The sequence below is a fragment of the Achromobacter ruhlandii genome (assembly GCF_002082135.1).
Classification (GTDB): domain Bacteria; phylum Pseudomonadota; class Gammaproteobacteria; order Burkholderiales; family Burkholderiaceae_B; genus Achromobacter; species Achromobacter ruhlandii.
Genome location: NZ_CP017433.1, coordinates 6,116,898 through 6,143,419, shown reverse-complemented (window position 1 = coordinate 6,143,419; position 26,522 = coordinate 6,116,898). Strand labels below are relative to the sequence as shown.

The following is a 26,522-nucleotide window of genomic DNA, read 5'->3' as shown; positions in this document are numbered from 1 at the left end:
GCGTCAATACAGGAGGTCGAACAATGGCATTGATACTCGTCTGGATCCTGAACGCGGTGGCCCTGTTGGCCGTTGCCTACTTGCTGCCCGGCATCACCGTGGCCAGCTTCGGTTCGGCGCTCATCGCCGCGCTGGTGCTGGGCCTGGTCAACATGCTGGTCAAGCCGGTGCTGGTGCTGCTGACACTGCCCATCACGATCGTCACGCTCGGTCTCTTCCTCATCGTCATCAACGCCTTGTTGTTCTGGTTCGTCGGCTCCGTGCTGAAGGGCTTCCAGGTCAACGGGTTCTGGTGGGCCGTGGGCGGTGCGATCCTGTACAGCATCATCTCGGGCCTGCTTACCAAACTGATCCCCTGAATTCCCACCCCCGAGCGCTACGCGTTCCCCCTCGAAGGGGGCGTGCCAGCGGACCGGCCAAGCCGGCTCCGCGGCGCCCCGAGGGGGCGGCACCTGTTTCATGCAATGCGCATGGCGCTATGGATAACTGATCCGATATGTCCGACTCGACTTCTCCGGCGTTCAGCCTGGAATTCTTTCCGCCTCGCGACCTGGCTGGCCAGGAGCGGCTGGTCCGCGCGGCCAAGCAGATGCTGGCGATCCAGCCCAAGTACGTCAGCGTGACGTTCGGCGCCGGCGGCTCCACCCGCGCCGGCACGGCCGACGCGGTGCGCACGCTGCGTAACCTGGGCTGCGACGCGGCGCCGCACCTGTCGTGCGTCGGCGCCTCGCGCCAGGACCTGCGCGAGATCCTGCAGGCCTACAAGAACGAAGGCGTGCGGCGCGTGGTGGCCTTGCGCGGCGACCTGCCCTCGGGCATGGGCGGCGACGCCGGCGAACTGCGCTATGCCAACGAGCTGGTGTCGTTCATCCGCGAGGAAACGGGCGATTGGTTCCACATCGAAGTGGCGGCCTATCCCGAAATGCATCCGCAGGCCGCCCATCCGTCGGCGGACCTGGATCATTTCGTGGCCAAGGTCAACGCGGGCGCCAATGCCGCCATCACCCAGTACTTCTTCAACGCCGACGCCTACTTCGACTTCGTCGACCGGGCCCAGGCCAAGGGCGTGCGGGTGCCGATCGTGCCGGGCATCATGCCCATCACCAACCACACCCAGCTGCTGCGCTTCTCGGAAATGTGCGGCGCCGAAGTGCCGCGCTGGATCCGCCTGCGCCTGGCCGAGTTCGGCGACGACAAGGCCTCGATCCGCGCCTTTGGCGTGGATGTGGTCACCGAGCTGTGCCAGAACCTGCTGGACAATGGCGCGCCGGGCCTGCACTTCTACACCCTCAACCACGCCGAAGCGCCGTTGGCCGTGTGGAAGGAATTGAGCGTGTGATCCCCGCGGCGCGCAGCGCGCAGTAACGCAAAGGCCGGCAGCTATTGCCGGCCTTTTTTATCGGGCGTGTCAGGGTCTCATCGCGCCTGACCGGCACGCGCGCCGCGTGGCAGCGAGGGGCCGGCTGGGGGCGACGGCAAGCGCGCCTCAACGGCCCGCATGACGCTTCAGTCGGCGTATACGCCTGCCTTGCGGATGATCGGCCCCCACTTGTCCACTTCCGACTGCAGCCAGCTCTGCAGGCCGGCCGGCGTCTGCTTGGCCTCGGGCACGATTTCCGCGCCCAGCTCGGCCATCTTCTGCGTGAAGGCGGGGTCCTGGAGCGCCGCGCGCAGGGATGCATTGAACTTCGCCACCACTTCCGGCGGGGTGCCCTTGGGCGCGTACACACCGTGCCATACCTTGACCTCGAAGCCCTTCAGCCCGCTTTCCTGCAGCGTCGACGCATCGGGCAGCGTCTTGATGCGATCCAGCGTGGTCACGCCGTACAGCTTGACCCGCTGCGCCTTGATGTGCGGAATGGTCTGCGTGGTCTGGTCGCACAGCACATCCACCTGGCCGCCCAGCAGCGCCGTCAGCGCGGGGGCGGTGCCGGCATACGGGATCGTGGTGAACTGCGTGCCCAGCGCTTCCTGCAACAGCATGCCGCATAGCTGCGACACCGCCCCCAGGCCGGCATTGGCCAGGTTGATCTTGTTGCCGTTGGCGCGCGCGTACTTGATGAATTCCACCATGTCGGCGGGCGGCAGATCCTTGCGGCCCAGCAGCGTCATGGGCACGTCGGCCACCTGGCCGACATAGGCGAAGTCGGTCAGCGGATTGAATGGCAGCTTGCGGTACAGCGCCGGGGCAGTCGCCATCCCGTTGTGGTGGATCAGGAAGGTATACCCGTCGGGCGCGGCGCGCGCCACGTGCGTGGCCGCCAGCGTGCCGCCCGCCCCGGGCCGGTTCTCGACGATGATGCTCTGGCCGAGGGTCTTGGACATGGCGGCCCCCAGGCTGCGGGCCACGACGTCGGTGGGGCCGCCCGCCGCGAACGGCACGACCAGCGATATGGCGTGGTTGGGATAGTTGTCCTGGGCCGTGGCCGGGCCGCCTGCCAGGCAGCCCAGCGCCAGCAGGGGCGCGGCCAGGCGCCGCAGGGCGCGCGGGAAATTCGGGGTCATGTCTCGTCCTTATGGTGTTATGGCGACCCGCAAGACGAAGCATGGCGGGCTGGCGCCAGTGTGGCGCGCCAGCCGCGAGATGAGAATTTGTGGTTTTACAAGCCGGGTTTAGGGAAGCGGAAAGCCGGGTTTGTACGGTGGGACAAGTCCGAGCCCTAGTTCGGCTGATCCTTGCCCGGGTCCTCCGCCAGCACTTGCGGCGCGGGATAGACGACCTGTGGCACGTCCACCGGTTCGGCACGCAGCGGCTGGTGCTCCCGGCTGGCGGGCACCAGCGAACCCGGGTCTTCCGGACGGGTCCAGAGCGGATCCGGGATCTCGGCGAACACCTGGCGCAGGCGTTCGCCCCAGGTGCCGCGGATCATGCGGAAATATTCATTGTGCTCGTCGATGCTGGCGAAGTGCGTGACGCGCAGCGCGTCGGCGTCATAGACCAGCAGGTCCAGCGGCAAGCCGACCGAGATGTTCGAGCGCAGCGTCGAGTCCATCGAGATCAGCGCGCACTTGGCGGCTTCGTCCAGCGAGGTATCGGGGCGCAGCACGCGGTCCAGGATAGGCTTGCCGTACTTGGCCTCGCCGATCTGGAAGTATGGGCATTCGGAGCCGGCCTCGATGAAGTTGCCGGCCGAATACACCTGGAACAGCCGGCAGCGTTCGGTGCCGATCTGGCCGCCGAAGATCAGGCTGACGTTGAAATCCACGCCCTGCTCGTGCAAGGCCGCGGCCTCGCGGTGGTACACCGCGCGCACCGCCGCGCCGACCCGGCGGGTGGCCTCGAACATGTCGGGCGCGTTCCAGACGGTTTCGCCACCCTCGTCATGCTGGCGCGCCAGCGCGTTCAGCACGGCCTGGCTGACGGCCAGGTTTCCCGAGGTCATCAGCACCATCATGCGCTCGCCGGGGCGCTCGAAAACGGTCATCTTGCGGAAGACACTGATCTGGTCGACCCCGGCATTGGTGCGGGAGTCGGACAGGAATACCAGGCCGGCGTCGAGGCGGGCGGCTACGCAGTAGGTCATGATCGAAAAAGGGAAAAAACCACACCGCATTGTATTGCGGCGTGGCCGGGCGGGGTTATTGCTGCAATGCCGTCTGCACCTGCACCGAGACTTCCATGGACTCCTCGCCGCCGCCGGTGCGCACGCCGCGCACGGGGGAGGCGGAATCATAATCGCGCCCCACCGCCAGGCGGCAGTGGCAATCGGACGCGAATTGGCGATTGGTGACGTCCACGCTGGTCCAGCCGGTGCCCGCCAGCCAGACATCGGCCCAGGCGTGGCTGGCCGCGTGTTCGTTGGTGGTGTACAGATAGCCGCTGACGTAGCGGGCCGGCACGCCCAGGCCGCGCACGCAGGCCAGGAACAGGTGGGCGTGGTCCTGGCAGACGCCATGGCCCAGCGCCAGCACCTGGCCGGCGGCGGTGGTGACGTCGGTGGTGCCGGGCTCGTAGGCGACCCGGTCGCAGATTGCGCCGGCCAGCGTCAGCACATCGGCGGGCGTGTTCAGCCCATCCGGCAGCGCATTGCGCACGAATGCGAGGATGGTGTCGTCGGCCTGCGTCAGCGGCGTCTGCACGCAATAGGCGTGCACCGGCAGGCGGCTGTCCTCGCCGCCCAGCGCGCCTTGCGTCAGCGAGCCGACCAATACCTGCCCGACCACGCGCAGTTCGATCTCCGTGTGCGGCCGGTTCAGCGTCAGCGTGTGGGTGATGTTGCCGTAGGCGTCCACCTGCTGCTCGAGCGCGCCGGGCGCCTCAATGTGCCAGCGCAGCACGCGCTGGTGTTCGTCGTCGCGCGGGGTCAGCCGCAGGGTCTGGATGCTGTAGTTGACGGGCGCGGTGTAGCGGTAGTGCGTGACGTGCGTGATGATCTGTTTCATGCCTGTCTCCTTGTCATGCCGACAACGGCACCAGGAAGTCCTGGCTGATCCGGTTGCCCAGGTCGTTGATGCGGTCCAGGAAGTGCTCCAGGTACTGGTGCAGGCCGCTGCGCAGAATGTCCTCGACGCGGCCGAATTGCAGTTCGGCGCACAGCATGCCGGCGCGTCGCTGGGTTTCGGTCGAGCGCTGGTTGGACACACGGGCCAGATCCTCGGATACCGCCCGCATGGCCGCCAGCAGCGAGCGCGGCATGTCGGGATGCAGGATCAGCAGCTCGGCCACGCGGTCGGGCGTAATCACATCGCGATAGACCTTGCGGTAGATCTCCAGCCCGGACACCGAGCTCAGCAGCGCGGACCAGCGGTAGAACTCGCTTTGCAGGGCGCCCGAAGCATGGCCCTCGCCGCGGCCGTCCTGCTGTTGTTGCGGCGTGCCGTTGCCGTTGCCGTCGCGTTCGTGGAACTTCACGTCCAGCATCCGCGCGGTGTTGTCGGCGCGTTCAAGGTGCATGCCGATGCGCAGGAAATACAGCGCCTCGTCCTCCAGCATGGTGCCGATGGTGACGCCGCGCGCCAGGTGCGAGCGGAACTTGACCCACTCGAAGAACTCGCCCGGGTTGCGTTCCAGCAGCCCGGTGTGCAGGTGCTTGAGCAGTTCCAGCCAGGTGGTGTTGTAGGTCTCCCAGACTTCGGTGGTGAGGCTGCCGCGCACGGCGCGGGCGTTTTCACGCGCGGCGCGCATGCAGCTGTAGATGGACGAGGGGTTCTCGGCGTCGCGCACCATGTACTGCAGCACGTCCTGCGGCGACACCGCGGCGTGCTTGGCGTGGTACAGCCGTTGCAGCTCGGAGATGCGCAGCACGGCGTTCCACGAGCCTTCGCGGGTCTGCGCGTCCTGCGGCAGCAGCGACATCTGCAGGTTCACGTCCAGCATGCGGGCGGTGTTCTCGGCGCGCTCGGTGTAGCGGCACATCCAGAACAGGTTGTCGGCGGTTCGGCTCAGCATCGTTATTCCTCCAGAACCCAGGTGTCCTTGGTGCCGCCGCCCTGGCTGCTGTTGACCACCAGCGAGCCTTCGGTCAGCGCCACGCGGCACAGCCCGCCGGGCACGGTGCGGATGTCCTTGCCGCACAGCACGTAGGGGCGCAGGTCGACGTGGCGCGGCGCCACGCCGGATTCAACGTAAGTCGGCACCGTGGACAGGGCCAGCGTGGGCTGCGCGATGTAGTTGGCGGGATTGGCGCGCACCCGATCCTTGAACGACTCGACCTCGGCGTGGGTCGCGGATGGTCCCACCAGCATGCCGTAGCCGCCGGCGCCGTGCACTTCCTTGACCACCAGTTCGTGCATGTTGGCCAGCACGTGCGACAGCTCGTCGGGACGGCCGCAGCGCCAGGTCGGCACGTTCGACAGGATCGGCTCCTCGCTCAGATAAAAGCGGATCATGTCGGGCACGTAGAGGTAGGTGGACTTGTCGTCGGCGATGCCGGTGCCGATGGCATTGGCCAGGGTCACGCGGCCGGCGCGATACACCGACAACAGGCCGGGCACGCCGAGCGCCGAGTCGGCGCGGAACGACAGCGGATCGAGAAAGTCGTCGTCCAGCCGGCGGTAGATCACGTCCACCTTGCGCGGCCCCTGCGTGGTGCGCATGTAGACCGTGTTCTGCTCGACAAACAGATCCTGGCCCTCCACCAGTTCCACGCCCATCTGCTGCGCCAGGAAGGCATGCTCGAAGTAGGCCGAGTTGTACATGCCGGGCGTCAGCACCACCACCGTGGGATCATCGCCGCCGTGCGGCGCCACTTCGCGCAGGTTGTCCAGCAGCAGGTCGGGGTAGTGCGCCACCGGTTCGACCTTGATGCGGCTGAACGCGTCGGGCATCAGCCGCATCGACATCTTGCGGTTCTCCAGCATGTAGGACACGCCGGACGGCACCCGCAGGTTGTCCTCCAGCACGTAGAACTCGCCGGCGCCGGCGCGCACGATGTCGACCCCGGCGATGTGGCAGTAGATGTCCTCGGCCACATCCACGTCCTGCATCTCGGGGCGGTACTGGGCGTTCAGGAACACCTGCTCGGCCGGCACCACGCCGGCGCGCACGATTTCATGGCCATGGTAGATGTCGTGGATGAACATGTTCAGCGCCCGCACGCGCTGCTTCAGGCCGGCCTCCAGGCGGCGCCATTCGTCGGCGGGGATGATGCGCGGGATCATGTCGAACGGGATCAGGCGTTCGGTGCCGTCCGCGTCGCCGGCCACTGAAAAAGTGATGCCGACCCGCCGGAAACTCAGGTCGGCCTCCAGGCGGCGCGCCGCCATGGCTTCCGCCGATTGCTCCTGGTGCCAGCGCTCGAAGGCCTGGTAGTGGGAGCGTATGCCGCCGGCGCTGTCGCGCATTTCGTCATAGGCGGCGGGACGGGATGATCTGTCCTTCATGGCTCCTCCGTTGCAGATGCTGACGGCCGGCTTGGGCGCGGCCGTTGGCCGGCCCTTGCGTGGCCGGTCTGAATGAATAAGCAACCCGTGTGCCAGCTTGCGCTGGCGCGGTCGGGATACCGCCTGGAGGTAAATATCCTCTGGTCGGCGGCGGATGGCTAGCCTCCGGATGCACCGAGACAGCGGTGGCGCGGGTGGGGCGGCGGGTCCCCGGGGGGCGGATGGCGTGGGGAAATGATGCGAAGCGTGGCTGCGCGGGAGCGCGGCGGCGTCCCGCGGACGGGCCAAGGCAGCGGGCCGCGCAGCGCGGCGGAAGGCGTGCCCGCCGGCTATGCCGCGTCAGGCGGCAAACGAGAATATCAGGGGCAGATCATAGGGCTTGCACCGTCATGGTGCAAGCCCCGGGGCGAAACTGGTGCGTCAGCGCAGCGTGTAGCGGTGCAGCGTGGCGCCGCCGCCCTGGCCGGGCTGTTCCTGCGGCGCGTGCGGCACCCAGCCATCGGGCGTGATGACGGCGTCCAGGCGGAAGTCGTGCGCGGCCGGTTCATAACCGGGTTCCAGTTCGCCGCAGCTCCAGGCCACGCCGATCGTGGTGAAGGCGTGGCCACGGTCGCGCAGCGCCGCCAGGGTGCGGTCGTAGTAACCGCCGCCATAGCCGAGGCGGTCGGCGGATTCGGTGTACCCCAGGGTCGGGACCAACAGCACATCGGGCAGCACCTCGGCCCCTTGGACCGGTTCCTGGATGCCGTAGGGGCCGGCGCGCAGTTCGGCGTCCGGCGTCCACGGCAGGAAGGCCAGCGGCGCGTTGCGCTCGCGCACCACTGGCAGCGCCACGGTGACACCATTTTCGGTCCATTGCTCCAGCAGCGGCCGCAGGTCAGGCTCGTCTTCCATCGGCCAGAAGGCGGCCACCACCGCGGGCGCCCGCCGGCCGGCCCGCACCGCTTCGTCGCGGGCCACGTTAAGCCAGGTGAACAGCCGCGCGCGCATCAGCAGGCCGCCGCGGCTGCGTTGGTCTTCGGGCAGTTCGGCACGCAGTTTCCGCAATCGCGTGCGTAGCTGGCTTGCGGTATCCTCTGGAGTATTTTGCGTAGTCATGCGGTAGCTGTAACAGGGGTGGAAAATGAAGGCGACAATGCGGGTCAGTGATAACACGTGCAACAGCGCGCACCCGCGCGCGGATCATCGCGCAGCCAGTCGCCATGCTGGCCATCGCGCCCACGACGGCGCGCATCGCCGCGCCTGTCTCTGCGCCTATCACTGCGCGGATCCGCAAGCCGCCGCCCGGGTCCACGCATGAAGCCCGCACGCAACGCCACGGGCGCGGTCCGGGCCCCGCAATCCGGACGGTATCAGAAAACCGGTGGGAAATCCCTGCGCGCGGTCGACACCCGCGCCGGTTTGCGTCGCTGGTTGCCATTGCTGGCGCTGTTCACGGCCGCCTGCGCGCCCGTCGACGCCCAGCAACGCACCGCGTCCGTCAGTCCCCAGCCCCAATCCGCCGCGCAGGCGCCGCAACCGGCCATCGCCGTGCCGCCGGCCGTGCTGGCGGGCTTGCCGCCCACCGCCGAAACGCCGGCCCTGGCCGCCGTGGTGGCCGCGCGCGAGGCCATGAATCGCAAGCAGTGGTCAATCCTGGGCGCCCTGGTGCCGCAGGCCAAGTCCGACCCGCTGGGCATGTATCCGGAATACTGGCTGTTGCGCTATCAGCTGTGGACGCCGCCGCCGGGCGGACGGCCCAACGCCGAACTGCAGAAGTTCATCAGCGGCAATGGCGACGCCTACCTGGCTGATCGGCTGCGCGCCGACTGGCTGCTCGCCGCCGCGCGCAGCGGCGACTTCGAAACCGTGCGCAAGCTGGCGCCGGTCAAGAACAGCAATGCCCAGGTCGAATGCGCCATCCTCAACGCCAAGCACATGACCGGTCAGCGCGCCACGGCCGCGCAGGCCGTGGCGGTGTTCGCGCCGGGCGGCGCCTGCTGGTCGCTGTACGACCAGCTGGTCGCCGACAACGTCCTGGGCTGGGATCAGCTCGAACCGCAGTTGCGCGACGCCATCGAGGCCAACAAGACCGCCGACGCGCGCAAGTTCGTGCAGTACATGTTCGAGCCGCGCGACCAGAAGACCTACGATCTCCTCATCAAGGACCCGATGCGCTGGCTGACGCGGCAAGACCGCCTGCCGGTGGGCCGCAACGAGAAAGAGCTGGTCACCATCGCGCTGGCGCGGCTGGCCCGCTCCGATATCAACGTGGCCGATTCCTACCTGCGGCGCGAGTGGGCCAAGTCCATGGCCAAGTCGAACCTGGCCTGGATCCGTGGCCAGTATGCGCTGGTGGCCGCGCTCAACCTGGACAGCCGCGCCGACGACTGGTACCACGAGGCCGGCCATATCCGCATGACGGAATACAACGCCGGCTGGAAGGTGCGGGCGGCGCTGCGTCAACCGAAGATCGACTGGAAGTGGGTCATCGAGTCCATCGATCAGATGCCCGCCGCGCAACAGCAGGATCCGTCCTGGATCTACTGGAAGGCGCGCGGCATGGCCGCGACCGGCCGGCGCGACCAGGCCAACGCGGCCTACGCCTCCATCGCCGATCGCTTCGACTTCTACGGCCAGTTGGCCGCCGAGGAACTGGGCCGCCGCATCACCGTGCCGCCGCGTCCGGCGCCCATCACGGACAGCGAGATCGCCGAGGCCCGTGCCAACCCGGGCCTGCGCCGCGCGGTACAGCTGTTCCGCCTGGGCTGGCGCCAGGAGGCCGTGCCCGAATGGAACTTCGCGCTGCGCGGCATGACCGACCGCCAACTGCTCGCCGCCGCCGAACTGGCGCGCGCCGAGAACATCTACGATCGCGTGGTCAACACATCCGACCGCACCGAGAAGGAATTCGACTTCAGCCAGCGCTTCATCGCGCCGTTCGAAGGCCGCGTCACGGCCAAGGCCAACGCCATCGCGCTCGACCCCGCCTGGGTCTACGGCCTGATCCGCCAGGAATCGCGCTTCATCATGGACGCGCGCTCGCACGTCGGCGCCTCCGGCCTGATGCAGCTGATGCCGGCCACCGCCAAGTGGGTCGCGGGCAAGATCGGCATGAGCAACTTCACGCCCGACAGCGTCAACGACTTCGACACCAACACCGAGCTGGGCACCAACTACCTGAACATGGTGCTGCGCGACCTGAACGGCTCGCAGATGCTGGCCAGCGCCGGCTACAACGCCGGACCGCGCCGTCCGCACAACTGGCGTTCCACCTTCAACCATCCCGTCGAAGGCGCGATCTTCGCCGAGACCATTCCGTTCAACGAGACGCGCACCTACGTCAAGAACGTGATGTCCAACTCGGTCTACTACGCCGCCATGTTCAGCGGCCAGCCGCAGTCGCTGAAAGAGCGGCTGGGCAACGTGGTCCCGCTGGGCGCGGAAAGCACCACCCTGCCATGACGGAGGATGTGGCGACGCAGGGCCTGCAGGTCTACATCGTGGGCGGGGCGGTGCGCGACGCGCTGCTCGGCCTGACGCCCGGCGATCACGACTGGGTGGTGGTCGGCGCCACGCCCGAGGACATGGCGCGGCGCGGCTTCATTCCGGTGGGCGGCGATTTCCCGGTGTTCCTGCACCCGGTTACCAAAGAGGAATACGCCCTGGCGCGCACCGAGCGCAAATCGGGCCGCGGCTACAAGGGCTTCACCTTCTACACCGGCGCCGACGTCACGCTCGAAGAGGACCTGCGCCGCCGCGACCTGACCGTCAACGCCATCGCGCAGAAGCAGGACGGCGAACTGGTCGACCCGCTCGGCGGCGCGGCCGACGTGCGCGCGCGCGTGTTCCGCCACGTGGGCGAGGCCTTCGAGGAAGATCCGGTGCGCATCCTGCGCCTGGCGCGCTTCGCCGCGCGCTTTGCCGACTTCAGCGTCGCGCCCGAAACCCTGGCGCTGTGCCGCCGCATGGTCGAGGCCGGCGAGGCCGACGCCCTGGTGGCCGAGCGCGTCTGGAAAGAAGTATCGCGTGGCTTGATGGCCGCCGCGCCGTCGCGCATGTTCGACGTGCTGCGGCAGTCCGGCGCGCTGGAGCGCGTCATGCCCGAGTTGCAGGGCTCCGAGGAGACCGGCGGTGACGTCGATCGCGCGGCCGCGCGCAACCTGTCGCTGCCGGGCCGCTATGCCTTGCTGTGCCGCCTGTCACCCGAGCGGGAAACGCTGGGCCGGCGCCTGCGCGTGCCCACCGAATGCAACGACTACGCGCGGCTCCTGCCCGAGATGTTGACGGGCTTGGACGCCACGCAGGCGCCCGGCGCCGACGAAGCCGACGCGCAACTCGCGCTGATGGAGCGCGTCGACGCGCTGCGTAAACCCGAGCGCTTTTTCGATCTGTTGGAAACGGTGGCGGTGCTGCGGCCGGTGGCTATCGACGCCTGGCGCGAACGCGCCGAAGCGGTGCGGGGCGTGGATGCCGGCGCCATCGCCCGCGCCTGCGCCGGCGATCCGGCGCGCATCAAGCAGAGCGTGCGCGAGGCGCGCCTGCAGCGGCTGCGCGCCGCCTGACGCCGACTACTACAGCTTGCCGAGGCGGTCGCCGCGCGCAAAGCCGATCAGCGGCTGCGCGATGCCGCGGCCCACGGCCAGCACCTTGAAGAGTTCGCCCATCTCGGCTTCGGACAGCAGCTTCTGCACCGGCGCCACCGCCTGCGCATAGGCGCGTGCATCGCTCGGGTCCAGTTGCGCCAGCAGTTCCATCAAGCCGGCGTTCATCAGGAAGCGCGCCTGTGACGTATAGCCCAGCACCTGCAGGCCGGCCGCCTGCGCGGCGTCCGCCATGGCGGTGAAGTCGACGTGCGCCGTGATGTCCTGCAGCCCCGGCGCGGTGAACGGGTCGCCATGCGCGTGGTGGCGCAGATGGCACATCAGCGTGCCGCCGGCGCGTTGCGGGTGGTAGTACTCGCCCTGCGGAAAGCCGTAGTCGATCAGCAGCGCCGCGCCCTGTTCCAGCCAGCGGCCCATGGCGTCGATCCACGCTTCGGCCTGCGGGTTGATCTCGGACACATAGCCAGGCAGCGCCGGCATGCGCGCCGCGACCGCCTCGGCCAGGCGCGGCGGGGCTGGCCTATCTTCCCAGACGAAACCGTGCGTGGCGTCCCACGCCACGCCGCGTTCCATCACCGTGCCGTCGTCGCCCCAGCGGAACAGCGACACTGGCATGGCGTCCAGCACCTCGTTGGCCAGCACGCAGCCGCGGAAACGGTCGGGCAGGGCATCCAGCCAGCGCACCCGCTCGCCGAACGGCGCCAGCCGCTCGGCCTGGCGCGCGCGCAGGTCGGCCGATACTTCGAGGATCAGGTACTGCGTGTCCTGCAGCCCCAGCGCGTCCAGTTCGCGCAGCACGCCTTCGGCCAGCGCGCCGGTGCCGGCGCCGAACTCCAGCACCGCCTGGGTATCGGTCTGCCGCAGCACCTGGGCCACCTGGCGTGCCAGGGTGCGGGCGAACAGCGGAGTCAGTTGCGGCGCGGTGACGAAATCGCCCGCGGGTGCGCTCGCATCGGCTTCGGCCAGCTTGACGTTGCCGGCCGCGTAATAACCCAGTCCTGGCGCATACAGCGCCTCGGCCATCCAATGATCGAACGGCAGCCAGCCGGACGCGGCGCCGATCGCGGCGCGCAGGTGCGCGGCGGCGGCTTCGCTATGGGCCTGGGCGGCGGGAGGCAGCGGGGGCAGGTTGGCAGGGGCGGGGCGTTGCATGGCGGAAAATGAAGCGTCGAAGAGGGCATTTTCCCAAAAAACAAACCCCGCGACAGGCGCGGGGTTTGCTGGGTGCCGATCAAGGCTTAGCCGCGGCGGGCGCCGGCCGGCTTGTTGAAGCGCTTGGCGGGGCCGCCGGGGCGCTTGTCGAAGCTGGGACGGTCACGGAAACCGCCTTCCGAGCGGTCGCCGCCGCGGAAGCCGCCTTCGCGCTGCGGACGGTCGCCGAAGCTGGGGCGATCGCTGAAGCTCGGGCGCGAATCGCGGTCGCCGCCACGGAAGCCGCCTTCACGCGGGCCGCGCTCGTTGAACGGACGCGGATCGCGCTGCGGGCGATCGCCGAAGCTGGGGCGGTCGCTGAAGCTCGGGCGCGAATCACGATCGCCGCCACGGAAGCCGCCTTCACGCGGGGGGCGGTCGCCGAAGGGACGATTGCCCTGGTAGCCGCCTTCGCGCTGGGGACGATCACCGAAGCTGGGACGATCGCCGAACGAACGGGCCGGGCGGTCGCCGAACGGGCGGTTGCCTTGGTAGCCGCCGCCTTCGCGGGCGCCCTGGTAGCCGCCTTCACGCGGCTTGAATTCACCGCGCGGACCGCCGAACGAACGGCCTTCGCGCGAACCGCCTTCACGGTGACCCTGGTAGCCGCCGCCGAAGCCGCCCGGACGCTTGCCAAACGGCTTGCCGCCGCGCGGCGCGCCGCCGGTCGAGGGACGCGGGGTGCGCTTGGGTTCCAGGCCGGCGATCACTTCGGGCGTGATGGACTGGCCGATGTAATGCTCGATGCGGCGCACCTTGTGGCGCTCGGAGTGCGTGGCCAGCGTGAACGCCAGGCCGTTGCGGCCGGCGCGGCCGGTGCGGCCGATACGGTGCACGTAGTCCTCGGCCTGCATCGGCAGGTCGAAGTTGACCGCGTGGCTGATGCCTTGCACGTCGATGCCGCGGGCGGCCACGTCGGTGGCGACCAGGATGCGCAGCTGGCCGCGTTGCAGTTGCGACAGCGTGCGGGTGCGTTGGCGCTGGTTCATGTCGCCGTGCAGGGCGGCGGCGGCAAAGCCCTGGTCGGCCAGGTGGTCGGCCAGATCGTCGGCGCCGCGCTTGGTCGACGTAAAGACGATGGCCTGGTCCAGCGAAGCGTCGCGCAGGACGTGGTCCAGCAACTGCATCTTGTGGCTGGCGTCGTCCGCGTACAGCAGGCTTTGCGTGATGTTGGTGTGCTTTTCCTTGGCGCCGGCGACTTCGATGCGCTGCGGATCGCGCATCATGCGGGCGGCCAGCTTGGCCACGGTGCCGTCCAGCGTGGCCGAGAACAACAGCGTCTGGCGCTCGGCCGGCAGGCGGCTGATGATGGTCTCGATATCCTCGATGAAGCCCATGTCCAGCATGCGGTCGGCTTCGTCCAGCACCAGCGTGTGCACGGTATTGAGTTTGACGCGGCCCGAATTCAGGTGGTCGATCAGGCGGCCGGGCGTGGCCACCAGCACGTCGACGCGGCGCGACAGGGCCTTCAGTTGGGCGCCGTAGGGCATGCCGCCGACGACGGTGGCGGTGCGCAGGTCGGCCAGCTTGCGGCCGTAGGTGGCGGTGGCGTCGGTGACCTGCAGGGCCAGTTCACGGGTCGGGGCCAGCACCAGCACCTGCACGCCGACGCCCTTGTTGGCGGGCATCTGGGCGATGCGGTGCAGCGCCGGCAGCATGAAGGCGGCGGTCTTGCCGCTACCGGTCTGCGACGACACCATCAGGTCGTGGCCGGCCAGCGCCTGCGGAATGGCCGAGGCTTGCACGGTGGTGGGGGTGGTGAAGCCAGCTTCTTGCAGGGCCGACAACAGGGCGGGCGCGAGGCCCAGGTTTTCGAAAGACATAACTTTCCCTTGCCGCGATCAAATGCGACGCAGTGCTTGGTCGGGCCAGGGGATTAGGCGGCCGGATCCAGGCGACGGTTGATGGAGCATCGTGCCGACCGAATCAACCGTGCGCGTGGCGCGTTCCCGTAATGCTGCTTGGAACGCAGGGCGAAAGGAAAGGAGGTCAGGAATCGATGATGTTCGGCATGGGCTGGGCTTGGTTGCCCGGCAGACTGCTGAAATTTCCGCTAAATCAAGGCGGTAAATGCCGAACTCGTTTGGTGCAGTGCGGCGATCATAACCCGAATTCGCCTTGCACGGGAATTATTTTTTTGTCCAGCTTCCAATCAATAGGGTTTTTCCCTTGGTCGACCAGCCAGCGGTTGGTCGCCAGGAAGTGGCCGCAGCCCAGGAACGGCACGGGCGGACGCCGGGCCGACAGCGGCGAGGGATGGTTCGCCATCAGTACCAGGTGGCCACTGTCGTGCGGAAGCAACGCCTGCTTGGCCTGGGCATGGGCGCCCCACAGCATGAACACCTTGGGCGACGGGTCTTGCGCCACCAATGCAATCAATGCATCCGTCACCGTTTCCCAGCCGCGCTTGGCGTGGGAGGCGGGCTGTCCATCCTCGACCGTCAGCGCGGTGTTCAGCAGCAGCACGCCCTGCTCGGCCCAGGGACTCAGATCGTTGCCGGCCGGCAGCGGCGTGCCCGGGTATTCCTGGGCGATCTCATTGAAGATGTTGCGCAGGCTGGGCGGACGCTTGCAGTCGTCCGGCACGGAAAACGCCAGGCCCTGCGCCTGGCCCGGGCCGTGATACGGATCCTGGCCCAGGATCACCACCCGCACATCCGATGGTTCCAGGCCCTGCAGGGCGCGCAGCGGCGTGGCGGGATATACCACCGCGCCTTCGGCCAGGCGCCGCTCGACATGGGCGGTCACGGCCTGCTGGGCTTCGGCGACGCGCGGGGCGCGCAGGGCGGCCTGCCAAGAGGCAGGCAATTGCGCCGTCTGGGCGGCGAGGGCATTGGGAATCAGTCGGTTATCGGTCGGCATGGCCGTGATTTTTGCACAGCGCCGGCGAGGTCGCGGCGGGTCGGAAGTCATGCCGTCTTCGCATTTTCAAAGCCGCTTCATCTCAAGGAGCACACCTCCGGGAGCAGACATGCGCGTAATCAAATGTTGCCACTCGGGCGCTGTCGCCAAATTTTGTATTTTCTATTCAAGCGAGAAAATCGGCGAAAAAGACGGCATAAATTGAAATATGCGCTTAATTAGCTGTGAAATCTTCCGTTATGAAAAGAAATTAGCATTTTCAATAAGAAACAAGTGCATACCATCGTATCGCGAGGCCGCCTCCGGCAGAGGTGGCTTCCCTGCCTGGCATTGTTCGCTTCGTCCATCGCCTTCCTGCCCCCCTTGGTCGCGCAATCCCTCCCCGTGGAGGCCGCCACGCGCGCCAGCGAGATCCAACGCCGCCAGGAGCAGGAGCTTGACGCGCAGCGCGCCCGCGCCGCCGAAAGGCCGGACGTGCTGTCGGCGCCGCCCGCCGTCCCCGGCGAGGGGCCGCTCGTCTTCCCCGAGGAATCACCCTGCTTCACCATCGCCCAGGTGGTCTGGGATGGCTCACCGCCACCGGCCGCGCTGCGCCGCGACGTCAATACCGTCTTGGGGCAATGCATCGGCGGGCAGGGCCTGCGCGTCCTTCAGGAACGCCTCATGGCGCGCCTGATCGACCGTGGCCTGATCACCGCCCGCGTGCTGGTGCCGGAGCAATCGCTGGCCAGCGGCACCCTGACCCTGCGTTACGTGCCCGGCCGTATCTCCGGGGTCAAGAGCGACGGCGCGCCCGGCTGGTGGCGCACCGCCTTGCCCACCTGGCCGGGCGGCGAGGTCAACCAGCGCGACCTCGACCAGGCGCTGGAGAACATCCGTCGCCTGGGCGGCCAGGCGGACGCGTCGATCGACATCGCGCCCGGCCCTGAGCTGGGCGACTCGGACATCATCATCAAGCCCGGCACCGGCAAGCGCTGGCATGCCTACGTGGGCGGGGACAACGCCGGCCTGGAATCCACCGGCAAGAACCAGGTCAACGCCGGACTCACGCTCGATTCGCCGCTGTTCCTGTACGACCAGTTGTCGGTCTCCTGGAACAGCAACGCCGACCTGCGCAACAGCGACGCCGGCTCGCGCGCCGCTTCCATCAACTACAGCCTCCCGTTCGGCTACTGGACCCTGTTCGCCGGCGCCAGCAAGTCGCGCTACCGCCAGACCGTGGCCGGCTTCGATGAGCCCATCGTCTACGGCGGCACCAGCAAGCAGGTTGAGGCGGGCGTGTCGGTGGTGCCCTACCGGGGCGCCAGCTACAAGGGCACCGCCATGCTGAAGTTCCTGCGCAAGCGCGCGAGCAGCACCCTCAACGACATCGACATCGAGGTGCAGCGGCGCGACGTGGTCGGCTACGAGTTCAGCTACGGCCATCGTCATTACATCGACCAGATGGTGCTGGACGTTGGCGGCGGCGTGCGCGGCACGCTGCCGCAGTTCTCCGATCAGCCCGGCTACGTCTACGGCGATCCCGACTGGAACGGGCGCAGCACCATCCTGACGGCCAATGCAGGTCTATACCTGCCCTTCAAGGTGGCGGGGCAGCAGATGGCGTACCAGGTCAACTGGCAGATCCAGCATGCCAAGACGCCCATCGTGCCCGCCGACTACTTCACCATCGGCAACCGCTATGCGGTGCGCGGCTTCGATGGCCAGATGACGCTGGCCGCGGAAGACGGCTGGACCCTGCGTAATGACCTGTCGCTGAACCTGGGCAACCTGGGCCAGCAACTTTACACGGGCCTGGATGCCGGCCGCGTTGGCGGCCCGGCGGCGCAGTACCTGACCAGCCGCACCCTGGTCGGCGCGGTCGCGGGGCTGCGCGGCCGCATCGCCGTGCCCGGGGTTGCCAATGCGGTCAACGCCAGCTACGACCTGTCGGCCGGCTGGCCCCTGAAAAAGCCCGACAACCTGAAGACCCAAAGCACGGTCTTCGCCGCCACGCTGATGTTCGAGTTCTAGACCGGGCGGGGCCCGTGCGCCCCGGCCGTCGTCCGTTCAGTTGCTTCACGCTTACCGAGAGTTGCCTCGTCATGTCCAAGCTTCGCTCCGCAGTCGTCTGGTTGGTCCTGTACACGCAGATCTGGACGCCCGTCCTGGCGCAGACCCTGCCCATTTCCGTCGACAAGAGCGTGCCGGGCCAGAAGCCCGTGGTGGGCGTAACGAATGGCGTGCCGGTGGTCAACATCGCGCCGCCTTCGGCCGGCGGCGTCTCGAACAACCGCTACACCCAGTTCAACGTTGGCCCCTCGGGGGTGGTGCTGAACAACAGCGGCGCGGCCAGCCAGACGCAACTGGCCGGGCAGGTCGCGGGCAACCCGATGCTGGGCAACCAGCGCGCCGCCACCATCCTGAACCAGGTGACGGCGCCCAATCCGTCGCAACTGATGGGCATGCTGGAAGTGGCGGGCAACCGCGCCAACGTCATCGTCGCCAACCCCGCCGGCATCACCTGCAACGGCTGCGGCTTCCTGAACGCCAACCGCGCCACGCTGACCACCGGCAAGCCGGTCATCGGTCCGGATGGCGCGCTGGGCTTCGACATCGCCAGTGGTCGCCTCGCCATCGAAGGCGCGGGCCTGTACGGCGCCAACCTCAGTCAGCTCGACCTGATGGCGCGCACGCTGGAACTGAACGCCCAAGTCTGGGCCAACAATCTGAACGTGGTCGCGGGCGCGGCGCGCGTCGGCTATGACGGCATCGACGTTTCGGCCCTGACCGGCGCCGGCGCGGGCACCGGCGTGGCTTTGGACGTCGCCGCGCTGGGCGGCATGTATGCCAACAGCATCCGCCTGATCGGCACCGAAGCCGGGGTCGGCGTGAACATCGGCGGCAACCTGGCGGCGCTGACGGGCACGCTGACGGTCAGCGCCAACGGCGACGTCCGGATCCAGCCTTCGGGTCGCCTGCAGGCCGCCACGAACCTCTCGGTGCAAAGCGCCCGCGACATCGTCAACGACGGCACGGTTGCCGCGGGCGGCGCGCTGGGCTTGAACGCCGCCGCCAAGGTCATCAACAACCAGGCCATGTCCTCGGCTGGCAACGCCAGCATCGTGGCGCGCCAGCTGGAGAACCGCGGCGCGCTCACGGCGGGCTTGCAGGCGGACGGCTCCATCAGTCCGCTCGGCGCCTTGAGCGCGCAGGTGGACCAACTGCTCAACCCCGGCACCCTGGTGGCAGGCGGGGACGCCACCATCACCGCGAACGCGCTGGGGCTGTCGGGCGGCAAGTTCGTCGCCGGGGGCGCATTGCGCGTGGACGCCACGGGCGCGGTCACCAATCGCGGCGGCTCGGTCTATGGCGGCTCCGTGGCCTTGCGCGCGGCCGGCCTGGACAATACGGGCGGCAAACTCACCAGTGGTGCGGCGCTTGACGGCCAGGTGGCGGGCGCCATCGACAACACCGGCGGCACGCTGGCCGGCGCCGGTGCGGTGGACCTGCGCGGCAGGTCCGTGGTCAACGCGGCCGGCGGCGTGATCTCGGGCCAGAGCGTGGCACTGCGCGGCGCCGACGGCATCGACAACCAGGGGGGATCGGTGCAGGCCAACGACGCTTTGCGCGTCGAGACGGCCGGCGCGCTCGACAACCGTGGCGGCAAGCTGCTCGGCGGCGCCACCGACATCCAGGCGGCCAGCCTCGACAACCGCAATGGCATCGCCCAGGCCGACGCCAAGCTCGCGGTCAGCAGCGGCGGCGCGCTGCAGAACCAGTCAGGCGGCCTGTATGGCGGCACGGTCGGCATCGACGCGGCAAGTCTCGCCAACAGCGGCGGCAAGGTCGCCAGCGGCGGCGAATTGGACTTGAAGACCGTCGGCGCGATCGACAACGTCGGCGGCACCATCGCCGCGCAAGGGCAGGCCACGCTGAGCGCACAAAGCCTGTCCAACACTCGCGGCATCGTCGCGGCCAGCGGCCTCACGCTCAAGACGCAAGGCACGCTGGACAACAGCGCCGGCCTGATCCAGGCCGACAACGCGCTGGCGCTGACCGCCGGCAGCTTGAAGAACCGCGACACCCTCGCCAACGGCATCGCCGGCGCCGGCAGCACGGTCGCGGGCGCCCTGGGCCTGATGGGCAAGCAGGTCATGCTGGACACCGGATCCATCGACAACCAGTCCGGCCGCATCGGCGCTGGCCAGGACCTGGCCCTGTCCACCGGCGCGCTCGACAACGCGCGCGGCAACGTCTCGTCCGACGCCAATGCGAAGCTCGCCTTCAGCAGCATCACCAACACCGGCGGCGCCCTGACCGCCGGCAAATCGCTGGAGCTGGTCACCGGCAACCTCGACAACGACGGCAAGATCCACTCTGGCCAGGACCTGAAGATCACCGCCAATACGCTGACCAACCGCGCCGGCGGCGAATTGATCGCGGTGCGCAACAACGAACTGATCATCGGCGGCCTGCTGAGCAACGCTGGCCTGATCGACGGCGGCTACACACTCATCAACGCGGGCAATCTGCTCAACACCGGCCGCATCTACGGCGATCGCATCGGCATCAAGACGCCGTTGTTGCAGAACGAACCCAATGCCGTCATCGCCTCGCGTGGCGACATGGACCTGGGCGTGGGCACGCTGACCAACCGCGAGCACGCGTTGATCTACGCCGCGGGCGACCTGCGGCTGGGCGGCACGCTGGACGCCACCGGCAAGGCCACCGGCCAGGCGGCGTTGTTGTCCAACGAGTCCGCCACTATCGAAGTCGAGCGCAACGCTGACATCGCCGCGGCCAGCATCCAGAACCGCAACCTGCACTTCGCCAGCGAAAGCGTCGAGGTCAGCCGCGAAGCCAAATGGTTCTACCGCCTGGATGGCACCACCGACATCGTCGACGGCGAAGGCATGTGGTTCTGTAACACCGTCAAGTCCATCTGCGGTCGCGACCCCAGCTGGATGGGACAGTACGACGAGCGGCGCCTGCTGATGCCGTCGGCGCGTTATCCGGAAAGCCAGTATGGGCCGCCGTTCGACTACAGCAACATCCAGGAGGACCAGCAGGGGCGCGCGGGTGTCAGCGCGCCGATTGGCCTGGCATATATCGCCGAATACTCCGGCTGCAGTGGCGGCGATGCGGGCGGGTGCTACACCAACCCCGCACAGTTCCTGTACAAGCCCGACGCCAAGATCTGGTCCGTCTTCGAGGTAGAGCGTCCCAGCGGCATCAGGCGGCCCCCGTCGCCGGATGATTGCGGCTTGCGTTGCCCCGCGGACCTGGCCCAGCAGCAGGCCCAGTACGACCACGACCTGGTGCTGTACGACACGCTGAACGAGAAGATCAAGGACTTCAACGCCGACTTCCGCAACAACCGCATGATCAAGGATTTCACCTTCTATGAGGTGACCCAGATCACGCGCGAGACCCGCATCACAGAGAGCGATCCGGGCAAGATCATCGTGGGCGGCAATGCCCGCCTTGTTGGCAACATCGTCAACGACAAGAGCCGCATCCTCGCCGGCGGCGCCTTGAAAACCGAGGGTGGAACGCTGAGCAATGTCGGCGCCGAGGGACTGCGCACGGTCGACCGTGTCGGCACCATGGCCTACACCTACGAGAAGAACGACTCCCGCAAGTACAACCGTTCCGACTACAACGCCACCGTCCTGGCCGAACGCATCGAGACCGGTCTGGGCGACGCGAAGGGCGGCGCCGCGGTCGCGCCGTCTGGCCAGACGCCGGGCGCCAGCACCGTCGTCCAGGCGTTGCCGCCGGCGACCCTGACGCGCATCACGCTGCCGGGCAACCAGACCATCGCTGTCGTGGTGCTGCCGCCGACCCTTCCGACCAGCAAGCTGTACCAGGTCATCACGGCGCCCAACGCGCCTTATCTGATCGCCACCGACAGCCAGTTCATCGGTTCGCGCGCCGTGGTGTCCAGCGATTTCCTGCTGGAGAAACTGAACCAGGATCCTGGCCACGTCCTCAAGCGCCTGGGCGACGGCTTCTATGAGCAGAAGCTGGTGGCCGAACAGGTCATGCTGGCGACCGGCCAGCGCTTCGTCGGCGACTACACCGATAACGAGACCCAGTACAAGGCGCTGCTTTCCGCCGGCGCGGACTTCGCCAAGCAGTTCGGCCTGGCCGTGGGCACCGCGCTTACTGAAGAGCAGATGCGCCACCTGACCAGCGACATCGTCTGGATGGTGGAGCAAACCGTCACGCTGCCCGACGGCACGCAGCAGAAGGTGCTGGCGCCGCAGGTCTACTTGGCCGTCAAGCCGGGCGACCTGCGCGGTGATGGCACGTTGATCGCCGGCCGTGACACACAGATCAGCGCGACGGGCGACGTGAACAACAGCGGCACCCTCGGCGCACGCAACGCGTTGGTGGTCGATGCGCAGAACGTGCGCAACACCGTGGGCACGATCCAGGGCAAGACCGTCAACCTGAATGCGCGCAACGACATCGATAACCTGGCCGGGTTGCTCAAGGGTGACGGCGTCACGCTGACCGCGGGCCGCGACATCAACCTCACCGCCAGCACCCAATCGAACGTGCGTGGCGGAATCAGCAACACCATCGTCGACGGGGTCGCCCGTATCGACGCCGGCACGCTGAATGCGCAGGCGGGCCGCGACGTCAACGCGCAGGCCGCCGCCATCGTCACCAGCGGTGATGCGAGCATTCGCGCCGGCAACGATATCAACCTGACCGCCGCGGGGACGAGCTACGGCGAGTCGTTCAACTTCGGCAAGAAGAACCGGTCGGAGATGCGTACGACGGAGGACGTGGGAACCCGCATTGCCGCTGCCGGGAACCTGACGTTGATGGCTGCGCAGGATATCAATGCCATTGCCGCGCAAGTGTCGTCCGACAAGCAGTTGGCGTTGGGCGCGGGGCGCGATATCAATGTGCTGGCGGGGGATTCCAGCGGGTATACGTACAACGAGATTTACTACAAGACGAAGGGGTTCTGGTCCAGCAAGACGACGCATCGCATCAAGGAAGCGTCGTGGACTGCGGGGGTTGCTTCAACCTTTACCGGCGACACCACGATGGTGATGGCCGGCCGGGATGTAAACGTTGTTGGTTCGAATGTCGGCGCGCAGAACGACCTGGTGATGTCTGGCGAGCGAAACGTCAATATCGTTGCAGGCGAGAACACTTCGGCCAACTACGACTACGAGTACATCAAGAAGTCCGGGTTCGGTGCGATGGGTGGGTTGAGCTACGGCACTCGCAAGCAGACCGACATTCTCGACGGCACCAAGGTGTTTCATACTGCAAGCACTGTCGGCAGCGTTCAAGGAGATACGCTGATCAATGCCGGCAAATCGCTGAACGTCGTTGGCAGCAATGTGCTGGCGCGGCAGGGCGATGTCACCATGATCGGGCGAGACGTGAGCATCGTGGCCGTCGCTGACACCGCCCGTGAGAAGGAGTATCACGAGGTCAAGCAGTCCGGCTTCAGCATCAACGCGAGCACGCCTATCGTCAGTGCGATGCAGACTGCCGGAAGAATGGGTGAGGCTGGCGGCAAGACGGATAACAAGGTCATGCAGGGGCTTGCACTGGCTACCACCGGGCTGGCGGGTATCAATGCCTACGATGCCGTGATGGGGGCCAAGGACAAGGCGGGCGGCTTCAACGCTAGCATCGATTTTGGCAGTAGCAAGAGTCAGACCACCATCAAGCGGGAATCGACTTCCGTATCCGGTTCGAACGTCGCTGCAGGCAAGGACTTGACCATCGTCGCGAAGGGAGGTGGCAAGGACTCCGACGTCACGGTGACGGGTTCCCGTCTTTCCGCCGGGAACAATGCCGTTATCAAGGCAGAGGGAGATATCCTGCTGCAGGCCGCCAAGAATTCGTTCGAGCAGCACACAACGAACAAGAGTTCGAACGCCAGTATCGGAGTCGGGGTGACGGCTGGCAACAATGGCTTTGGCCTCGTGGTCAATCTCGCTGCGGGCGGCGCGCGTGGCTACGCTGATGGCACGGACACAAGTTGGGCCTACACCACCGTTACAGCCGGGAATGCGCTGGCGTTGCAATCGGGTGGAGACACCTCGCTTATCGGAGCAGTTGGGCAGGCCGAACAGATCATTGCTTCGGTGGGCAACAACCTGCGCATCGAGACGCTGCAAGACACCAGCACCTATAAGTCCAAGCAGGAGAGCGCGGGCATCAACGCCAGTATCTGCGTCTATGGCTACTGCAGCAGCAGCGTTTCCGCCAACGTCTCGCAGGGCAGGATGAACAGCGACTTCAAGTCTGCCACTGAACAGGCTGGGCTGAAGGCTGGGAATGGCGGGTTCATTGTCGACGTCAAGAACAAAACCACGCTTATCGGCGGTGTCATCGCCAGCGGAGATCAAGCCGTTATCGACGGCCTGAATCGAGTCAGCACAGGCACTCTGGTTGTCCAAGACTTGAAGAACACCGCGGACTATAAGGCCAGCCAGGTGGCAGTGGGTGGCGGTTATGGCTGGGGTGATTCGAAGACCGGCGTTGGCATGGGAACCACCTCCAAGGGGGAGGTCGCGGGAGGCTCGAAAGCCGAGGCTGGTACGAAAGTACCTACGACCAGCGGTGGCGTTGGCATGGGAGTGCCCGTCGCGCTAGGTGCGTCCGGTAGCGCCAATTCGACAACCAACAGCGCCATCAGTGGCGGGACGATAGAAATTCGCGATGAGGCGGGTCAGCTTGCGCTGACTGGAAAGACAGCCGAGGAGACCATTGCTTCGTTGAATCGCGACACGTCGTCAGACACGTTGAATGCGTTGAAGCCGATTTTCGACAAGGAGAAGATTGAGGCGGGGTTCGCGATCGCGGCGGAAGCCACGCGCCAGATGGGTCAGTACTTGACCAATCGGGCGAAAGAGGCTGACGAACTGAAAAAGGCGATGAGTACCGAGAACGACCCGACTCGATATGCGGAGCTCGAGCGTCAATACGAGAATGCCAAGCAATGGCTGCCGGGTGGCACATATCGGCAAGTTGCCAACGCGATCTTGGCTGCGACGGGAAGCAATGTAACGGGAGCAGCGAGCACTATCGCGCAAAACGCGGTAGTTAGCTATCTGCAGCAACAGGGCGCAGCTCAAGTCGGGAAATGGGTCGGCGAAGGTCTCATTCGTAATGGTTCCCCGGAGCACGTGGCGCTGCAGGCGATAGTAGGTTGTACGGGCGCGGGTGCGAGCGGCCAAAGTTGCGCAGCGGGGGCTACAGGCGCGGCAGCTGCAGTGGTAGTCAATGCATTGCTGGATAGCTCAAAGGGCAAGAGCAACGAGGACGCGGAGGCCCGTCGCAATCTAGTAGCGTCGCTCATCGCTGGTGCGGCTGCTGTCGCGGGCGCTGACGGCCTCGCGACCATCACAAACGCGGCGATTGCCGAGCTGGACAACAACTCCCTCAATCCTTTGCATCATCAACCGCTTATTGGGCGGTTGGCGCAGATGGACAAGCTGGAGCCGGAAGAGCAAGTTGAGTTGCTGCAGCGACTCAAAGCCGCGCACGCGGAAGGTACGCAGACCGCTCTGGATCAGATGAAAAGTGTTTTCGGGCCGGAGGAGTTAAAGGAGACGCGAGATCAATTGGAGTCCATGTTGGGCGCAGGTTCTGCTTGCGGTCAGGTTCCGGCGTGCGCGTTGCAACTGACGAGGTCTATTAAGGAACTTGACGGGCTGCTTGCACAGTACAAAACACAGAGTGAACTAACTCCGAAGGTGGACGCGGCATTATTGGCTTTCGATCTGGCGACAAGCGGAATTGTGGGTGCTGTGCGAGGTCCTATCCTCGACGCGATTCGACTCAGCGCCACGCGAGCTGCGGGTGGTTCACTAGAGATGGCAGCAGCCAAGATGGCCTACGCCGACGGGGCTTCCTGGGCCGTGCGTAATGGGGAAGTGTTGGCCGCAGACGGGAAAACAGTTCTGGCGAGACAGAATCCGGTTACGGGAAAATATGATTCGATTCTTGTACCGAAACCCGGAGTGAAGCCGTCTCCTCCGCCTGTCGAGGTCATCCCGCCGGGGATGAGTCGCCCTTTTCGGCCGGCAAATCCGAACTTTCCGCCTGACGCTGCAGTGGTGGACGCGATGAATAGTCCCATGCTTAAGAAAATGACTGAAGCTTGCACAAGTGTCGACTGCTCTGAAATTGCGGAGAAACTACTCTCGAGTGCCGGAGGGAAAGGGAAGATCCTCGAAGTGCGTCCGAAGACGGCTAACAATCTTTCTATTTATGAGAATAGTGTGATAGAAAGAAACCTTAACTATCATCAAGTTTATACGGACGGTAGATATGTTTACGATCCGAGGTTATCAAGTTCCCCGGTTCCAAAAGGTGACTGGGAAATGCATATGCGAGGTATGAATCCGGACGGTGTGTCGATATCGGATAAGTTGAGGGGAATGCAATGAGTGCTCATAATATCCTGGCCCAAGAGGGGGCACTGTTAAATGTTATTGAAAAACTGATGCCCCTTGCTTGGAGGCGATTTCAGCACAGATTTCCAGAAGTATGGGTCATTGATCATGCCGAAATTCAAGACTATTCCGCCTATCCGCCTTGCATTTCTTTCAGATTTAAAGGTGAGCCGAATAATATTATTGATAAATTGAGAGCAGCGGTTAGTGAGTATGAGGGAGAGTTGCGTTGGACATTGCAGTCTCGTGAGAGAGAAGGGTTGCCAGGGATTATTTGGTCAATAATGCCAGAAGAGGTTTTCTCAAAAAGAAAATTGCTTGGTGATGAGTTTTTTAATATAAATGAGTATTTTTCGAAAAACTTCCCTTCTTTTGGGCCTATTGCCTATAGAGATCTTGATGGGCTGACGAAGCATATTGAGAAATATTTTTTTGGTTAAGCTAGGTCATATTGCCGCTTATAAAGAATAGCTCGAAAGTGCTTCGTAGTAATAATTGTAGTGGGTTGGGTGGCGCTGCAGGGTGGCGAAGCGAGCTTTCATCACGTCATGAAAGATGGTCTGCGCTGTTGTGGGCGAACCCGGCGTAAAGGTCTGATCTCCTGATGCGGATATTGAATTCTGTGCTCCTTTCCAGACTTCAT

Annotated in this window: 16 protein-coding genes; 7 read left to right on the top strand and 9 right to left on the bottom strand. The window is 66.0% G+C overall.

Annotated features, from left to right (window positions below):
* Positions 1 to 23 precede the first annotated feature (23 nt).
* Both AruCF_RS27815 and metF read left to right on the top strand, forming a co-directional pair.
* Positions 24 to 359: a phage holin family protein gene (locus AruCF_RS27815; RefSeq protein WP_006389784.1), complete on the top strand. Its 336-nt coding sequence runs from the start codon at positions 24 to 26 to the stop codon at positions 357 to 359.
* A gap of 137 nt (positions 360 to 496) precedes the next feature.
* Positions 497 to 1,339, top strand: a complete 843-nt coding sequence (gene metF / locus AruCF_RS27810) for a methylenetetrahydrofolate reductase [NAD(P)H] (RefSeq protein WP_049077025.1) — start codon at positions 497 to 499, stop codon at positions 1,337 to 1,339.
* Between the two features lie 167 nt (positions 1,340 to 1,506).
* Here the strand turns inward: metF and AruCF_RS27805 are convergent, their stop codons facing one another.
* From AruCF_RS27805 to AruCF_RS27780, 6 genes are all read right to left on the bottom strand, one after another.
* A complete protein-coding gene (locus AruCF_RS27805; protein WP_049077023.1) occupies positions 1,507 to 2,505 on the bottom strand; it encodes a tripartite tricarboxylate transporter substrate-binding protein in 999 nt (332 codons plus the stop codon).
* A 155-nt stretch (positions 2,506 to 2,660) separates the two neighbouring features.
* The gene (locus AruCF_RS27800; protein ID WP_049077021.1) at positions 2,661 to 3,524 is read right to left on the bottom strand and encodes a proteasome-type protease; all 864 of its coding nucleotides are present in this window, start codon (positions 3,522 to 3,524) and stop codon (positions 2,661 to 2,663) included.
* Positions 3,525 to 3,579: 55 nt separating this feature from the next.
* Positions 3,580 to 4,383 carry a transglutaminase family protein gene (locus tag AruCF_RS27795; protein WP_049077020.1) on the bottom strand — a complete coding sequence of 268 codons (804 nt, stop codon included), beginning with the start codon at positions 4,381 to 4,383 and terminating at the stop codon, positions 3,580 to 3,582.
* 13 nt (positions 4,384 to 4,396) lie between these two features.
* Positions 4,397 to 5,389 (bottom strand): alpha-E domain-containing protein, encoded by a 993-nt coding sequence (locus AruCF_RS27790; protein WP_049077018.1) that lies wholly within the window; start codon positions 5,387 to 5,389, stop codon positions 4,397 to 4,399.
* A 2-nt stretch (positions 5,390 to 5,391) separates the two neighbouring features.
* Positions 5,392 to 6,822, bottom strand: a complete 1,431-nt coding sequence (locus AruCF_RS27785; RefSeq protein ID WP_049077017.1) for a circularly permuted type 2 ATP-grasp protein — start codon at positions 6,820 to 6,822, stop codon at positions 5,392 to 5,394.
* A 420-nt stretch (positions 6,823 to 7,242) separates the two neighbouring features.
* On the bottom strand, positions 7,243 to 7,920 hold the full coding sequence (locus AruCF_RS27780) for a 5-formyltetrahydrofolate cyclo-ligase (protein ID WP_049078201.1): 678 nt from the start codon (positions 7,918 to 7,920) through the stop codon (positions 7,243 to 7,245).
* A gap of 198 nt (positions 7,921 to 8,118) precedes the next feature.
* Here AruCF_RS27780 and AruCF_RS27775 point away from each other — a divergent pair, with 198 nt between their 5' ends.
* Together AruCF_RS27775 and AruCF_RS27770 are read left to right on the top strand one after the other, a co-directional pair.
* Entirely contained in the window at positions 8,119 to 10,266 is a 2,148-nt protein-coding gene (locus AruCF_RS27775) for a lytic transglycosylase domain-containing protein (RefSeq protein ID WP_049077015.1), read from the top strand.
* Positions 10,263 to 11,366, top strand: a complete 1,104-nt coding sequence (locus AruCF_RS27770) for a tRNA nucleotidyltransferase/poly(A) polymerase-related protein (protein WP_049077013.1) — start codon at positions 10,263 to 10,265, stop codon at positions 11,364 to 11,366. The genes AruCF_RS27775 and AruCF_RS27770 overlap by 4 nt, the downstream gene beginning before the upstream one ends.
* Positions 11,367 to 11,375: 9 nt before the next feature.
* On the opposite strand, the gene AruCF_RS27765 is transcribed toward AruCF_RS27770, so the two are convergent.
* The 3 genes from AruCF_RS27765 to AruCF_RS27755 form a co-directional block, all read right to left on the bottom strand.
* Positions 11,376 to 12,557 carry a class I SAM-dependent methyltransferase gene (locus tag AruCF_RS27765; protein ID WP_049077011.1) on the bottom strand — a complete coding sequence of 394 codons (1,182 nt, stop codon included), beginning with the start codon at positions 12,555 to 12,557 and terminating at the stop codon, positions 11,376 to 11,378.
* A gap of 86 nt (positions 12,558 to 12,643) precedes the next feature.
* Positions 12,644 to 14,419, bottom strand: coding sequence for a DEAD/DEAH box helicase (locus AruCF_RS27760; RefSeq protein WP_049077010.1), 1,776 nt, complete (start codon positions 14,417 to 14,419; stop codon positions 12,644 to 12,646).
* 277 nt (positions 14,420 to 14,696) lie between these two features.
* Entirely contained in the window at positions 14,697 to 15,458 is a 762-nt protein-coding gene (locus tag AruCF_RS27755; protein ID WP_049077009.1) for a uracil-DNA glycosylase, read from the bottom strand.
* 330 nt (positions 15,459 to 15,788) lie between these two features.
* Between AruCF_RS27755 and AruCF_RS27750 the strand changes: the two genes are divergently transcribed.
* From AruCF_RS27750 to AruCF_RS29390, 3 genes are all read left to right on the top strand, one after another.
* Positions 15,789 to 17,471, top strand: coding sequence for a ShlB/FhaC/HecB family hemolysin secretion/activation protein (locus AruCF_RS27750; protein WP_235432718.1), 1,683 nt, complete (start codon positions 15,789 to 15,791; stop codon positions 17,469 to 17,471).
* A 71-nt stretch (positions 17,472 to 17,542) separates the two neighbouring features.
* Positions 17,543 to 25,873, top strand: coding sequence for a two-partner secretion domain-containing protein (locus tag AruCF_RS27745; RefSeq protein ID WP_049077005.1), 8,331 nt, complete (start codon positions 17,543 to 17,545; stop codon positions 25,871 to 25,873).
* Positions 25,870 to 26,319 (top strand): hypothetical protein, encoded by a 450-nt coding sequence (locus tag AruCF_RS29390; RefSeq protein WP_144419185.1) that lies wholly within the window; start codon positions 25,870 to 25,872, stop codon positions 26,317 to 26,319. Before AruCF_RS27745 ends, AruCF_RS29390 begins: the two co-directional genes overlap by 4 nt.
* Positions 26,320 to 26,522: the final 203 nt, after the last annotated feature.